Genomic DNA, 14,286 nt, shown 5'->3' with positions numbered 1-14,286 from the left:
ACTCGGGGGCGGTAAGCGATGGTTTGAATGAGTCTCGCGTGCAATTCGAGCAGTCGAAACGGGCGCAAGCAGCTGTCCTGATCCTGCCATTAAGAACGTTTTTCGCTTTCTATACTACAAGCTCAAGGGATGCCATGAAAACAATATTAATTAATGGCCAATGGCTTGCTGCCCACGACGAACGCCTAATTGGCGTGGACGAGCCATCAACGGGTGAAGTCTTCACCCAGGTAAGTCGCGGAGGCGAGCGGGAAATCAACGCGGCAGTCCAATCGGCGCGCCAGGCACTGAATTCCAGTTGGGGACGGTTCACTGCGGCAGAGCGGGGACGGCTGCTGCTCAGAATCGGCAACCGGATACTCCAACAAGCCAAGGAAATCGCGCAAATCGAATCACGCGATACCGGCAAGCCGCTGCATCTGGCGGAGCGAGACATTGCCGTGCTGGCACGTTACTTTGAATATTACGGCGCGGCGGCTGACAAGCATCATGGTGAAGTCATTCCGTACCTGAACGGTTATACCGTTAATGTCGTGCATGAACCTCTTGGGGTAACCGGGCACATAATTCCCTGGAACTACCCTTCCCAGATGTTCGGTCGTACGGCCTGTCCGGCGTTGGCCGCCGGCAATGCGATCGTGTTGAAACCGTCTGAAGAAGCGTGCCAGTCGGTGCTTTACATCGCGACGTTGATGATGCAGGAAGGCCTGCCCGACGGAGCGCTCAATATTGTCACTGGATTTGGCCATGAGGCCGGCGCGGCCCTGACCGGACACCCAGACATCAATATGGTCACTTTTACCGGCTCACCTAGCGTAGGCGCACTCGTGCAGCAGGCGACCGCAGCCAACCATGTCCCCTGTGTGCTTGAATTGGGAGGCAAGTCGCCACAAATTGTTTTCGCCGACGCTGACCTCGACAAGGCGGTGCCCGTTATTGTCACCGCCCTCGTACAAAATACAGGGCAAACCTGTTCGGCAGGTACCCGTTTGCTAATCCAGCGCGAAATCTACGATGAGGTGGTGTCGCGCGTTGCGGCGCGGTTCGAGGGTGTTCGGGCCGGCATGCCGAACTCCGGCGCCGATTGTGGCCCGATCATCACCCGTGCGCAGTTCGAGCGTGTGCAGGCCTTTATCCACCGCATCCGTGAAGCCGGTTTGCCGCTACTTGCATCCGGCCAGATCGACGGTGTCGAGCCGGGCGGGTTCTTCGTTCCCCCGATGCTGTTCGGGCCTGTCCCTCGTGATCACGAACTGGCCACCGCCGAGGTATTCGGCCCGGTGCTTGCGGCGATGCCCTTCGAAGACGAGGCGGACGCCATCGAGCTCGCCAACGCGACGCAATACGCTCTGGTGGCCGCGGTATGGACCGAGAACGGTGCGCGCCAGCAGCAGATGGCGCACTCGGTGGTCGCAGGCCAAGTCTATATCAACTGCTATGGCGCTGGCGGTGGGGTCGAGTTGCCCTTCGGCGGCAGAAAGAAAAGCGGCTACGGGCGTGAGAAAGGCTTCATCGCGCTGGGTGAGTTCACAACCACCAAAACCATCGTTAACTGTTTCGATTGACGTTCGGGCTCTGCATCGGCCCCGCTGAGACAGGACGGCCTGCTATTCACCACAGCGTCCCGTGCGCACAGGCCGTCGCTAAGGGCTCGACAATCTTTGCATATGCCGCGAAATCGGCACCGCATTCGGCCAGCGTTAATGCCGGTATTAGTAAAAGCGAATTCAAAACGACTTCGCTCCGGTAGTAATCTTTATCAAGATTGCTACCAGAGCAGTAACGGAATTGTCCAACTGCTCGATAGGCGACCATGGACATGCTCGACTTTGCATATCGACGGTCGGACGGATCACGCCTGACTTGTCAGAACGCCGGGACGAAGAAATGGATGGGTTAGTGATTAAGCTTCCCGTATCTCAGGCCTGACAATGTGAAGAGAGAGTTTGCTCGGCACGCGTGCATATGCCGAGCAGCAACCAGCGATAGAAAGTCTATTGATTTCAAATACTGAACAGCCGGTGTAAATACAACAAATATAAAAATAGAGGAACAGCAAATGCTCCGTAAAATAATAATGTACCTTGGTGTTGCATTGTCGTTGCCCACGAGTCTCGCATATGCAGAGTCCATGACGCTGAAGTTGGCGCACCAGTGGCCCCACCCGATCATCGAGCAGCCTCCGCGATTTTACGACTACCTGAAGCCGGTGTTGGAGACTTTGCGGCAGTAACGAAGCCGGCCGCGCCGAGTCCACGAAAGGAGCACATCATGGCCAACGAAACCTACCAAGTATTCGCGCTGCGCTACGCCACGGTGCAGCGCAGCTCTTCCGAGAACTTCTTGGGTGGCGATCCTCACGAAACCTCCACCCGCATGGACTATTACGTGTGGCTCCTGCGCTCCCCGACACGCACGCTGCTGGTCGATACCGGCTTCAACGAGAACGCCGCCCGCGAGCGCAAGCGCGAGTTCCTGCGCTGCCCGATCGAGAGTCTGTCCGTGCTCGGGATATCGCCGCACGAGATCGACGAGGTGATCCTCACCCACCTGCATTACGACCACGCCGGCAATCACGACCTCCTGCCCAATGCCCGCTTCTATCTGCAGGAACGAGAACTGCACTATGCGGTCGGCCCGTCCATGCGGCACGCGGTGCTGCGCCATCCCTACGCCGTGGACGATATTGTCGACGTGGTGCGCGCCCTCTACGAAGAGCGCATCGTCTGCCTAAACGGCCGGACCGAGCTGGCGCCCGGCGTCATCGTGCATCAGGTCGGCGGGCACACCGCCGGACTGCAAATCGTGCAGGTCTGGACGCGCAAGGGCTGGCTGGTGTTGAGTTCGGATGCCAGCCACTATTATGCTAACTACGAGCAGGCCCGGCCTTTTCCCATCGTGCACAACGTTGCGGAAATGCTCGACGCTTACGACACCATGCGCGGCCTGGCCGCGTCGCCGGACCTCGTGATACCGGGCCACGATCCGCTGGTGATGGAGCGCTTCCGGGCGCCCTTCGCCGCTGCACAGGACATCGTCGTCCAACTGGCCTGATCCATGACGATCATCCTGAAGGAGCGCCCGTCATGAACTTAGCCGGACCACTGCTGTGCGAAAGGCCGGCCTGATCGATCAGCCACAGGCGGAGTAACACAGCCACGAATCACGAAGGTGTCTGGCCCCTTAGATCGGATTTTGGACAATAAGAAAAACAACAAGCGCTGGTTGCTATAGGGAGCAAACTGAATGAAATCGTTCTGGAGCTTACGGAAAATTAGTGTATTTATCTTAGGTATAATAGGTCTAATCGCGACTGTCTTGGGGGCTTATAACGTAGCTGGACGCTATTTGTTCAACAGTTCCTCCGCAAACGCTGAAGAGATCATCATCTATCTGATCATCTCCTGCTACGTAATCGGCATCGGGCTGGGGGAATTCGGCAACAGCCACATCAGGGCAACCGTAGTGACCGATCTGCTTGGCCATCGCACCAGGCAGGTGGCGTCGTTCATCAGCGCTGGCTCAACACTGCTCTTTGCCGGCCTGATGATCTGGTATGGCATCGAAGTCGCGATCCAGAGGTACGATATTGGCGAGGTATCGGCGACATCTCTCAAGTTTCCCCAGTGGATTGTCCGGCTCTCAGTTCCAATCGGCTTCTTTCTGGTCGCAATCGCAATTCTATCGCGCATGGTTTCATCCACACGTAAACGGGCTCTGGAAACGGGTAACACGTTATCCAGATGGCCCAGGAGCTGACATGCTGATTTACATTCCGATCCTACTGCTGGCCGTGTTACTTGTCCTGGGCACCCCTGTCTACGTAAGCCTTGGGCTGGCGGCTACGACAGGATTCCTCCTGGTGAACTTCCCCCTCGGCACTCTGGCCGACGTCTTTTACAACAGCCTAACCCCGGCCATGCTGCTCGCCGTTCCATTCTTCATAATTACGGCGAAACTAATGACCGAAGGTGGAATCTCGGATTCCCTTGTGCGCTTTGCCAAGGCATGGGTTGGCCCCCTTCCAGGCGGCCTGGGCGTGGCCACCATTTTAGCCTGTATGGTCTTCTCGGCAATCTCGGGCTCCAGCGTCGCCACGACCCTGGCCATCGGGGCAATCACCATCCCGGCAATGACCAATGCCGGCTATGAGAAAAGCTATGCCATGGGAGTTGTTTCCGCAGGTGCAACCCTGGGCATTCTCATCCCGCCGAGCATCCCCCTGATCCTTTACGGGTTCATCACGGGCGCATCGGTCCGCGATCTCTTTATCGCGGCGCTGCTGCCGGGCATCGCCGCCGCCTGCTTCTTCTCCCTAACTGCTGTTCTGGTTGCTTGGAAGCGCGGCTATGCGCGACTGCCGAAGGAAACCGCGCACGCGCGTTGGCAAGCCACGCGCCATGCATTTCCCAGCATGCTTCTGCCGATCTTGATTCTGGGAGGCATCTATGGGGGTGTCTACACGCCCACCGAAGCATCGCTGATCTCCGTCGTCTATGCTCTAGTCATCGGTCAGCTGTTCTACGACCGGATGGGCTTGAAACAGATCCTGATGGCTGTGGGAGAGGCTCTGAGGGAAGCCGCGTTTATCATGGCCATTATCGGCTCAGCAATACTCTTCGGCCACTACCTGACCGTTTCTGGATTGGGGGGCAGCATCTCCAGTACGATTGAGAGCGCGGGTGTTGGTCCCTACGGATTCCTGATTATGACCTTTCTGGTGCTCGTGGCTTTGGGCACATTCATGGAAGTTACTTCAATGCTGCTCATCATGGTGCCTCTTCTGATGCCTGTCATGATGCTGCTGAACGTCGATGCGATTCACTTTGCTGTCCTGTTTGTCATTGCCATGGAAATCGGGCTGATCACGCCTCCTGTCGGCATGAACCTCTTCATCGTAACTCGCGTGGCCGAAGGAAAGCTCCAGATGGCGATCCGGGGTGCGGTTCCCTACATTCTGGTCCTTCTCGGCTTAGCGCTTCTCGTCCTGTTCGTTCCAAGCATCATCCTTTTCTCCGTGTAGTGCTTAGAAAACCAAACGCTCAACTAATCGAAAACTCATAGGAGTCACAACAATGACAACCAGAAAACCCCTTGCATGGTTGATGGGCGCGGCGGCTGTCGTAGCTCTTGGCCTTACGGAAGCCATCCCACAGGCCCAGGCACAGGAAACCCATTCTTTCCGTTTCTCCACGGACTCGCCCGCTAGCAATGTCAAAGTGAAGGCCGAAATGAAATGGGCAGAGCTCGCCAGGGAGCGGTCGGACGGACAGATTGACATCAAGATCTTCACCAGTGCACAGCTCTATAATGATGCCCAGGCCATCCCGGCCGTCAGCTCCGGTGCCATAGACATGGCTGCGCCGCCAAGCATGCTGTTGACGTCAGTCGTACCACAGTTCGCTGGAGTGGTCAAGCACTTTGTGACAACCCAGTTAAGCTGCTTTCCTCAGTTCAACAGCGGCTGCTTCGTAACCCATCGGGCTGATATAACCCAGCGTAGAGTGCAGCCGTCGACTGTTATAAAACATCACAACGTAATCCAGAATGTCCCGCTGTGACTCGGTGCGCGTCTGGTCGCTTCGCCACTGCACACGCTCCTTTTTCAAGCTCGCAAAAAAGCTTTCGGCGACCGCGTGTCCCAGCAATCGCCTTTGCGGCTCATGCTACCAACGAAGCCGTTTGCGTACAGCAACCGCCGATAAGCGTTGCTGGCATATTGAGAGCCTCGATCCGAATGGATGATTAAACCGGGTTTCGGTTGCCGCTGCCAGATGGCCATGTTCAGGGCGTCTGTCACCAGCTTGGCGTTCATCCGTGACCCCATGCTCCAACCGACTATCCGCCGGCTGAATAAATCGATGAAGACCGCCAGATACAGCCAGCCTTCTCGGGTCCAGATATAAGTGATGTCACCGACGTACGCCTGATCAGGCTCAGCAGCGCTAAAGTCTCGTGCCAGTACGTTGTCGAACACCGGCTGTTTATGGTCGCTGTTGGTGGTTACTTTAAACTTCCTCCGGTACCGGGCTTTAACGTCGGCCTCGCGCATTAGAGACCGCGCCTTTCGCCGACCTACTGGATAGCCCAGAGCGTTCAGAGCGTGCTTCATCCGCCTGGAGCCATAGCTCTTGTCGCTACTTTGAGCGACCTCCTTCACAGCCTCAATCATCGCCTCGTGCTCTACATTCGGCAGCCGTTCGCGTTGACGTTGGCAGTACCGATAATAGGCATTGCGACTGACACCCAAGAGCCGACTCATTACGTCGACTGGCCAGGTCTTCTTATGCTGGGTGATGAACGCGTACTTTAATGCGTTTCCTTGGCAAAGAAGACCGTCGCTTTTTTTAAGATGTCTTTCTCCATTTTCAAACGGCGATTTTCTTCTCGCAACTGACGAATTTCCAACTGTTCAGCGGTCAGTTTGCCGTTCCCTCTGAAAGCCTGCCCATCGACCGATTCATGCTCTTTTATCCAACGCCCCAGCATGTTTGGGTTGATCTCCAGACTGCGCGCCGCGTGGGCTCTTGAATACCCCTGCTCCAGCACAAGGCTGATGGCGTCCAGCTTAAATTCTTTCCTGATTACGCATGTTGATCAGCCACCATTCCACCAGCTTGACCTATACTGGAGTTATGTCCAGTAGAGGAGTCGACGTCATGGCACGCAACCCAATCCAGTTCCAGCCCGGCTTGTCGTTACCGGCGTTTCTTGAGCAGTACGGCACGGAAGCACAGTGCCAAGCAGCCCTCTTTCAGCATCGCTGGCCCAAGGGCTTCGTGTGCCCTGAGTGTGGTAATAGCACAGGCTGTCGACTGTCCCGAGGGCACTACCAGTGCCACCGCTGCCACCATCAAACCTCGCTGACGGCCGGCACCATCTTTCATGCGACACACCTGCCGTTGACCATCTGGTTCCTGGCCATTTATCTGCTGACCCAGCGCAAGAGTGGTATCTCGGCACTACAACTGTCCCGGGAGCTTGGCGTCGCCTACAACACGGCCTGGAAACTCAAGCACAAGCTGATGCAGGTCATGCATGAGCGCAACCAGGGAGAGAAGCTCTCCGGGCGCATTGAGATTGATGACGCCTACCTGGGCGGTGAACGGCCGGGAAAGCGCGGTCGCGGCGCTGAGCACACGTTCCCGTTTGTGGCCGCCGTACAAACCGATGAGGCGGGCCATCCGCAGCGTGTTCAGCTACGACGTGTGAGCGGTTTTAGCCTTGTCGGGATACGTCGCTACGCCCAACAGGCCATTGCGCCCGGAAGCCAGGTCATCAGTGACGGCCTATGGTGTTTTCGGGCCTTCGACACTCCCATCTACAGCCATGACCGCCACATCACCGGGGGTGGGCGTGCCAGCGTGAAGAATCCTGAGTTCAACTGGGTCAACACCCTGCTTGGCAACGTCAAGAACGCGATCACCGGTACCTACCATGCCCCTCGCTATCTTGCCGAGTTCGAATATCGCTTCAACCGGCGCTATGACCTCAGCGCCATGATCCCACGTTTTCTGACAGTGGCAACCCGGACACCACCGATGCCTTACAGGCTGTTGAAGATGGCTGAAGCTTATGCGTAATCAGGAATTCTTTTGAGTACAGCTTTCTTGTGGTCATGTAGGTTCTCCAGGTTCAGGTATTATTCCTTAACTGGGCTGGTCACATCCATTCAACCACTTCACGGGAACACCTGTGTTGTTATCCACTCCCTTCATTGTTTGTATGCTTGCTATTGCCTTTGATTATCTATTGGGCGAGCCGCGCCGCATGCACCCGGTTGTCGGGTTCGGGCGATTGGTCACCGTTGTGGAAAAGAGGTTCAACATCGCACCGGAAAACCCCCGGCTAAGTCTACCAGCAGGCTTTTTAGCGGTTCTTTTGCTAACGGTGCCTCTGCTGTGCCTGGCCGTCTGGGTTTCTGTGACCCTCGATGGGCTGCTGTTGATGTTGGCTCAGGCGGTAGCGCTTTGGCTGGCAATTTCGCTTCGCGGGCTAACAGAGCATGGCCGATCGGTAGCTGAACCGCTACACGAGGGCGACCTTGAAAGGGCCCAGGAGCAGGTTAGTCGCATTGTCAGTCGCCAGGCCAGTGCACTTGATGAGCGAGGCGTGGCCGCTGCGGCGACCGAGTCCATGCTGGAGAACGGAGCAGATGCGGTGTTTGCCAGCCTGTTCTGGTTCCTGATAGCAGGCATTCCCGGCGTGGTTGTGCACCGAATGGTGAATACCCTGGATGCCATGTGGGGGTATCGCAACCCGCGATTTCTGTATTTTGGCCGGGCTGCAGCGCGGCTCGATGACCTGATGGGCTGGGTTCCCGCTCGCCTGACTGCTCTCACCTATATGCTGTTGGGCGATTGCAAACTAGCCTGGTGGTGTTGGCGAAATCAGGCCCCGCAATGGGATAGCCCCAATGCCGGGCCTGTTATGGCGGCGGGTGCAGGTGCACTGAATGTGCGACTTGGTGGGCCCTCGCCTTATCCCTCTGGTGTTAAGCAGCGCCCGATTTTGGGTGGTATTCAGGATGCGAGTTCAGCCAGTATTGAAGCTGCGATCACGCTGGTGCGGCACGGGGTTTGGCTATGGATTGGTGTTGTTCTGGCGATTACAGCGCTTATCTTGTGCGCCCGGCACGGGCGCACTCCTGGAGGTGCAAGTCCTCCCGTAAGCTGGCCACAGCGAACGAAGTGAAGCGCAACTGCGGAAGGGTGACCGACCGTGGGGAGGAAGCGTGGAGCGTAAACCGCGAGCCGATGAACAAGAATCGGATATGAGGCGCTGCTAAGCAGGGCGAGCGGGCAAGAAGCCGCGAAGCTCTTGTGGTCAAGGCAAGGTGGTGTAAATCCGGCGGTTGTGCGGTGAAGGAGTGTGTTCTTACCCGGGGAGATCTCGCCTCATGCCTGAAAGGGCGACGTGGAAACACGGAGCGAGAAGTCAGCAGAGGCCATAGTAGCTCCACCACGGAGCGAAGGGCCGAACGAGAAGGAGCGTCAAACGACTTGACGATGAGGTCTGTCAGGCATCAGATGCCCGCATCCGCGGGGCGGGTCACGCACCGGGAAGGTGAAGCCTTGCCGTGCGTGTCCAGCGATGAAACAGAACTCCCGCGTCGAGATCCGAAGGGCGCAGGGCGAAGCCTGCTAGAGCAGGCGTTCGCGAGAGAGAATATGCAACGGGCATGGAAGCGTGTAAAGGCGAATAAAGGCGCCGCAGGTGTCGACGGTCTGGATATCAGCCAAACCGCCGAACACCTGAGATGGGCTTGGCCTGACCTTCGGCAGCAACTGCTGGGAGGCACTTACCGGTCACAGCCTGTCCGTCGGGTAAGCATACCGAAACCGGACGGAAGTGAGCGGGAACTGGGTATTCCCACCGTGACCGACCGTTTGATTCAACAAGCACTGCTGCATGTGCTGCAACCTCTGATTGATCCTAGCTTCAGCGAACACAGTCACGGCTTTCGCCCGGGCCGCCGTGCCCACGATGCCGTTCTGTCCGCCCAGCGATACGTCCAGCAAGGCCGCCACATTGTGGTTGATGTGGATTTGTCCAAGTTCTTTGACCGCGTCAATCACAACATTCTGATCGACCGCCTGAGGAAACGCGTGAACGACCCCGGTCTGATCCGGCTGGTTCGCGCCTACCTGAACGCGGGGATTATGGATGGCGGGGTGATCACCCGGCGAGTGGACGGGACGCCGCAAGGTGGCATATGAAAAGCTTTTCATATGCCGCCTTATGTACACCTACTCGTTATGCAAAGTGGATCGCTGTATCCGCGTAGTGCGTACTGACTTGGAGAAAACACTTTGCATAACGAGGTGGTGCGTATGCTACAACGTGCTCAACCACGAGAGAAGATTACCGTCCTTTGTCCAATGAGGTAAAGTGCTGGCGACGATGTCTGGATACGCGCCCTCAAGCGCTTTGCGCTTCATCTCGGTATCAGCCAGGCTCTGCGATACCCGGCAATCGAACTCTCAGTGTAATGCAATCGGTGCAGTTCATTCTCTAGACGATGAGTCAACTCATCAAATGTAAGCACGGACATGGTTACTGACGCCTGCGTTAATGGGAGTCTCCATTCTCACCACAGCAGTCAGGTTTTATGCAAAGTCAATCGGACGAGAATACAGCTACCTGCTGCTCTCCAGCGCAATACTTTGCATAACGAGTAGATGTACATAAGGCGGCCCCCTATCGCCGCTGCTGGCCAACGTGCTGCTGGATGAAGTGGATCGGGAGCTGGAACGCCGAGGGCACTGTTTTGCCCGATACGCCGATGACTGCAACGTTTACGTGCGCAGCCAGAAGGCGGGAGAGCGGGTGATGCGACTGCTGAGGCGCTGCTACGACACACTGCATTTGAAGATTAACGAATCCAAGAGTGCAGTGACGAGCGTGTTTGGGCGCAAGTTCCTTGGCTATGCTTTATGGCAGGGTCCGAACGGCGAAGTCCGCCGTGCGGTCTCAGCGAAGGCATTGCAAGCGTTCAAGCTGCGGATCCGGCAACTGACTCGACGTTCGGGAGGGCGCAGCATGGAACAAGTGGTGGAGAAGCTTCGACGCTATCTGCTGGGCTGGAAAGGTTACTTCAAGCTGTCGCAAACTCCACGCATCTGGCGCTCGCTGGATGGATGGATACGTCGGCGCTTGAGGGCTATGCAGCTTAAGCAGTGGCGACGAGGTAAGACGATCTATCGGGAGCTGATGCGCCTGGGCGCAAATCCCTGGGTGGCACAATCGGTAGCGGCTCTGAGCCGGCGCTGGTGGCACAATAGCTTGTCTGCTATCCACAACGTGTTGACGGTTGCCTACTTCGATCGGCTGGGTGTGCCAAGACTCTCATGACCTCAACTTCTCGAACCGCCCGGTGCGGACCCGCATGCCGGGTGGTGTGGGAGGGGCGGAGCCTCATGGCTCCCCCCTATCCCGATTTTGGTGGTGCACTAACAATGATGTTGGAACACGGTGGACGGTTGAATAAAGCGACAGAACGCTGGGGCATTCCCCGCTCAGAATGGCTTGACCTGTCCACTGGCATAAACCCAATTGGCTGGCCGGTGCCCGATATACCGGCGGAGCTATGGCAAAGACTGCCCGAAGCCGATGACGGGCTCGAAGAGGTTATTCGCCAGTGGTCGGGTGCGCCTCCCTCGGCCGCCTGTGTTCCAGTGCCCGGCAGCCAGGCGGCTATTATGGCTTTGCCAAGATTGCGTAAACCCTGCCGTGTCGGCATACCTGTGCCTGGTTATCGTGAGCATGGGCACAGCTGGCGAAACGCGGGTCATACGATTATCCCCATAGGGCCTGAACAAACCGGCTGTGGCGCTTCAGGTTGCGATGATCGTTGGCTCGATCAGCTGGATGTGCTGGTGTGGATTAATCCCAATAATCCGACAGGAGAAATAATCTCGCCATCTACACTGTTACGTTGGTATCAACGACTGAAAAAGCGCGGTGGCTGGCTGGTTGTTGATGAGGCATTTATGGATGCTACGCCGGCATTTAGTCTTTGCTCTCATGTCGGGCAGCCAGGTTTGGTAGTGCTCCGTTCGCTGGGAAAGTTTTTTGGTCTGGCTGGGGTGCGCGCCGGGGCGGTGCTGGCGGACTTTGCAGTTGCTGACTCGTTAAAAAGAGTGCTCGGCCCTTGGCCGCTTGGGGGGCCAGCTCGCTATGTGATGGCGCAGGCGCTGAGCGATACGGTTTGGCAGCTTCAGGCCCGCGCCTGCTTGCAACAGAGTGCGGGCAGGTTGCGCGAGATACTGCAAGCAGCCGGGCTCACGTTGGCTGGTGGCGGCGCACTGTTCCAGACAGTTCGCACTGATAATCCACAATCGCTGGCGGATAAGCTGGCTGCACAGGCGGTGTTGGTTAGGGTCTTTGAGCCGCCAGGAATGCTGCGGTTTGGCCTGGCGGCAGATGAGAGTCAGTGGCGAAAGCTGGAAATGGCATTGGCTGGAAAGGCTTGTGATTAGTCATTGACTAAACATTAACGCATTGTTAGCCTTACAGCCGTTTTCAGGTGTTGTTCTGGCGTTATCATCATCGCCGCAATAGTGAAACGGGAAGCCGGTTAAAGTCCGGCACTGCCCCCGCAACGGTAAGTGAGTGAACGGCTAAGAAAGGTGCCACTGTGCAAACGCATGGGAAGGCTTGCGCCGTTCAGCAATACAGCTCACAAGTCCGGAGACCGGCCTGTCAACACACCGAACGCTGCGGAGGGCAGTTGCGGTGGGTAAACACCGACCCTGTTTCACGGCATTTCCCCACCTTTTGTAAGGCGCCCGCTTCACTTGCGGCCTGCTTTTGCGCCCCTTTGCAGCACCAAAAAACTAACCATGCGGGTGCGCGTGGTGTGTCGATGAGTGCGTTTCATGAAAGCTTTCCGGTTTGTTGCCAGCAGTCTGTTGGTGCCTTTTGCATTAAGTCCTCTTTCTATTGCGGTTGCCCAAGAATCCACCGGCGCGATTCTGGATCCGATTGTTGTTACCGCTACGCTAGGCCCTAAAACTGTGGGTGAGAGCTTGGCATCGGTGACGGTTATCAGCGAAGAAGAGATTCGCTCGAAAGCGCCTGCTGACTTTTCTGATCTTCTGCGCGGCCAGCCGGGGATCAACGTGGTTGGTAACGGCTCCTTTGGCAAATCAACCAGCGTTTTTACCCGCGGTGTACAGAATGCCGGTACCGTTCTTCTGATTGACGGCGTAAAGCTGCACTCTGCGACGGGCGGCGGTGCCTCCTGGCAGTACGTTCCGACAGATCTTATTCAACGCGTGGAAGTTGTACGTGGTCCGCGTAGTTCGCTTTATGGCGCAGACGCTATGGGCGGTGTGGTTCAGGCTTTCTCGTTGGACCCGGAACAAGGACAGCGGGGCTGGGTTGAGGCTGGTGCAGGTAACTTTGATACCCAAAAAACCAGTGCAGGTGCTTCTGGTTCGATTGGCAACACGCGTTTCAGCTTGAGCGGCTTGCATAAAGAGAGTGACGGCACGGCCATTATCGAGAACGGTGAAGATAAGGGCTTTCGCAATACCGCCGGCCTTGGCCGGGTTGTGCACACGCTCGATAACGGCGGTGAAGCCAGCATCATGTTGTTGCAGTCTGAGGGCAACACCGAGTACGAAGGTGGCAATATTGATTACCTGATCCGCACTGTCGGTTTTGGGTTGATGACGCCACTGACTGACAGTTGGCGAATGGGTATTCAGTTTGCCGAATCACGGGATGAAACTGAGTCGTTCACAGACTTTGGCGACAGCATTTATAACACGCGATTGCGCCAGGCTAGATGGGAAAATACCCTCTCGTTCAATGTCCATGAGCTGGTTGTGGGTGCAGAGCTGCAGCAGGATGAGGTCAGCGGTTCCCAGAATTATTCAGAAACCAGTAGAACCAATACGGCGGTATTCAGCCAGTTGCGCCTGAACTTTGGCCCGGTTGATGCTCAACTCAGTCTTCGCGGCGATGACAACGAAGCCTACGGCACCAACGAAACGGGTGGCTTGGCATTGGGTTACAGTTTTGACCAATCACACCGTGTCCGCGCGAGTTACGGTACGGCGTTCAGAGCGCCTACGTTCAATGACCTCTACTGGCCATTATCGTTTAACTACCAGGGCAATCCTGACCTGGAACCCGAGAAATCAGACAGCTATGAACTGGGCGTTAGCGGAAACTACCAGGTATGGTTTTGGGACCTGGCTGTTTATCAAATGGATATTGATAACCTGATTAGCTCTGGGCAGATTGGCACCGTTGATACTCGTGTTAACGTCGACGAGGCACGAATTCGCGGAGCGGAGTTAGGTGGCGGCTACGAACACGACGGCTGGCGGGCAGCGGTTGCACTAACCTTCATGGACCCTGAAGACCGTAACACCAAAAACCAGTTGGCACGCCGCGCGAAGCAAACGGCTCGATTTGATCTGGATAAAACCATCAATAACTTTGAGTTTGGTGGATCGGTGATTGTCGAAGGAGATCGCTATGACGACGGAGCTAACACTGAACGTTTGGCGGGCTTTGGGACACTGGATATCCGCGCAGGTTGGAGCTTTGCTTCAAACTGGAGCACCCGCCTGACTTTGGTTAACGCGCTTGATAAAGAGTACTCAACAGCAGAGCGTTTTGACGGTGTGAAGTACATCTCTGCAGGCCGCACAGCCATGCTGTCCGTTCGCTATGATATTCAGTAAGTCATAAAGACTGGAGTAAAAACGTGGTTTCTCACTGGTTGAATTTCAGGTTTGCTTTTGGGTTTCTAGTAGCAATCTTGGCGTA

At 56.3% G+C, this 14,286-nt stretch carries 9 protein-coding genes, 4 pseudogenes and 1 riboswitch; of the genes and pseudogenes, 12 read left to right on the top strand and 1 reads right to left on the bottom strand.

All coding sequences use genetic code 11. From position 1 onward, the window contains the following. The first annotated feature begins 134 nt into the window (after positions 1-134). The 6 genes and pseudogenes from MIH18_RS23215 to MIH18_RS24085 all read left to right on the top strand — a co-directional run. Positions 135-1,565, top strand: a complete 1,431-nt coding sequence (locus tag MIH18_RS23215) for an aldehyde dehydrogenase family protein (RefSeq protein ID WP_249014711.1) — start codon at positions 135-137, stop codon at positions 1,563-1,565. Positions 1,566-2,059: 494 nt separating this feature from the next. Further along, entirely contained in the window at positions 2,060-2,233 is a 174-nt protein-coding gene (locus tag MIH18_RS23210; RefSeq protein WP_249014710.1) for a hypothetical protein, read from the top strand. A 38-nt stretch (positions 2,234-2,271) separates the two neighbouring features. Continuing rightward, complete coding sequence (locus MIH18_RS23205; RefSeq protein ID WP_249014709.1) at positions 2,272-3,054, top strand: N-acyl homoserine lactonase family protein; 783 nt, start codon at positions 2,272-2,274, stop codon at positions 3,052-3,054. A 192-nt stretch (positions 3,055-3,246) separates the two neighbouring features. Further along, positions 3,247-3,759 (top strand): TRAP transporter small permease, encoded by a 513-nt coding sequence (locus MIH18_RS23200; protein WP_249014708.1) that lies wholly within the window; start codon positions 3,247-3,249, stop codon positions 3,757-3,759. Position 3,760: 1 nt separating this feature from the next. Beyond that, positions 3,761-5,023: a TRAP transporter large permease subunit gene (locus MIH18_RS23195; protein ID WP_249014707.1), complete on the top strand. Its 1,263-nt coding sequence runs from the start codon at positions 3,761-3,763 to the stop codon at positions 5,021-5,023. A 52-nt stretch (positions 5,024-5,075) separates the two neighbouring features. Beyond that, a pseudogene (locus MIH18_RS24085) lies at positions 5,076-5,345 on the top strand (hypothetical protein); the annotation flags it as partial. Positions 5,346-5,435: 90 nt separating this feature from the next. On the opposite strand, the pseudogene MIH18_RS23185 reads toward MIH18_RS24085, so the two are convergent. Further along, positions 5,436-6,585 (bottom strand): annotated as a pseudogene (locus MIH18_RS23185) (IS3 family transposase). 74 nt (positions 6,586-6,659) lie between these two features. On the opposite strand from MIH18_RS23185, the gene MIH18_RS23180 reads away from it, so the two are divergent. The 6 genes and pseudogenes from MIH18_RS23180 (at position 6,660) to MIH18_RS23155 (ending at position 14,201) form a co-directional block, all read left to right on the top strand. Further along, complete coding sequence (locus MIH18_RS23180) at positions 6,660-7,583, top strand: IS1595 family transposase (RefSeq protein WP_249014706.1); 924 nt, start codon at positions 6,660-6,662, stop codon at positions 7,581-7,583. A 142-nt stretch (positions 7,584-7,725) separates the two neighbouring features. Next, on the top strand, positions 7,726-8,694 hold the full coding sequence (cbiB, locus tag MIH18_RS23175) for an adenosylcobinamide-phosphate synthase CbiB (RefSeq protein ID WP_249014819.1): 969 nt from the start codon (positions 7,726-7,728) through the stop codon (positions 8,692-8,694). Between the two features lie 314 nt (positions 8,695-9,008). After that, a pseudogene (locus MIH18_RS23170) lies at positions 9,009-9,713 on the top strand (reverse transcriptase domain-containing protein); the annotation flags it as partial. Between the two features lie 478 nt (positions 9,714-10,191). Further along, positions 10,192-10,854, top strand: a pseudogene (locus MIH18_RS23165) (group II intron maturase-specific domain-containing protein); the annotation flags it as partial. A gap of 65 nt (positions 10,855-10,919) precedes the next feature. After that, a complete protein-coding gene (gene cobD / locus MIH18_RS23160; protein ID WP_249014705.1) occupies positions 10,920-11,981 on the top strand; it encodes a threonine-phosphate decarboxylase CobD in 1,062 nt (353 codons plus the stop codon). A gap of 39 nt (positions 11,982-12,020) precedes the next feature. After that, positions 12,021-12,220: riboswitch (cobalamin riboswitch) on the top strand. Between the two features lie 160 nt (positions 12,221-12,380). Beyond that, entirely contained in the window at positions 12,381-14,201 is a 1,821-nt protein-coding gene (locus MIH18_RS23155; RefSeq protein ID WP_249014704.1) for a TonB-dependent receptor, read from the top strand. Positions 14,202-14,286 lie beyond the last annotated feature (85 nt).

The organism is Marinobacter sp. M3C (assembly GCF_023311895.1).
Taxonomy (GTDB): domain Bacteria; phylum Pseudomonadota; class Gammaproteobacteria; order Pseudomonadales; family Oleiphilaceae; genus Marinobacter.
The sequence above is the reverse complement of the archived record's forward strand: the minus strand, read 5'-3'. Positions and strand labels throughout refer to the sequence as shown.

Bases quoted from the DNA above. Each gene is read 5' to 3' on its own strand.
- MIH18_RS23215 (WP_249014711.1), top strand. From the start codon at position 135: ATGAAAACAATATTAATTAATGGCCAATGGCTTGCTGCCCACGACGAA.
- MIH18_RS23210 (WP_249014710.1), top strand. From the start codon at position 2,060: ATGCTCCGTAAAATAATAATGTACCTTGGTGTTGCATTGTCGTTGCCC.
- MIH18_RS23205 (WP_249014709.1), top strand. From the start codon at position 2,272: ATGGCCAACGAAACCTACCAAGTATTCGCGCTGCGCTACGCCACGGTG.
- MIH18_RS23200 (WP_249014708.1), top strand. From the start codon at position 3,247: ATGAAATCGTTCTGGAGCTTACGGAAAATTAGTGTATTTATCTTAGGT.
- MIH18_RS23195 (WP_249014707.1), top strand. From the start codon at position 3,761: ATGCTGATTTACATTCCGATCCTACTGCTGGCCGTGTTACTTGTCCTG.
- MIH18_RS23180 (WP_249014706.1), top strand. From the start codon at position 6,660: ATGGCACGCAACCCAATCCAGTTCCAGCCCGGCTTGTCGTTACCGGCG.
- cbiB (WP_249014819.1), top strand. From the start codon at position 7,726: ATGCTTGCTATTGCCTTTGATTATCTATTGGGCGAGCCGCGCCGCATG.
- cobD (WP_249014705.1), top strand. From the start codon at position 10,920: ATGGCTCCCCCCTATCCCGATTTTGGTGGTGCACTAACAATGATGTTG.
- MIH18_RS23155 (WP_249014704.1), top strand. From the start codon at position 12,381: ATGAAAGCTTTCCGGTTTGTTGCCAGCAGTCTGTTGGTGCCTTTTGCA.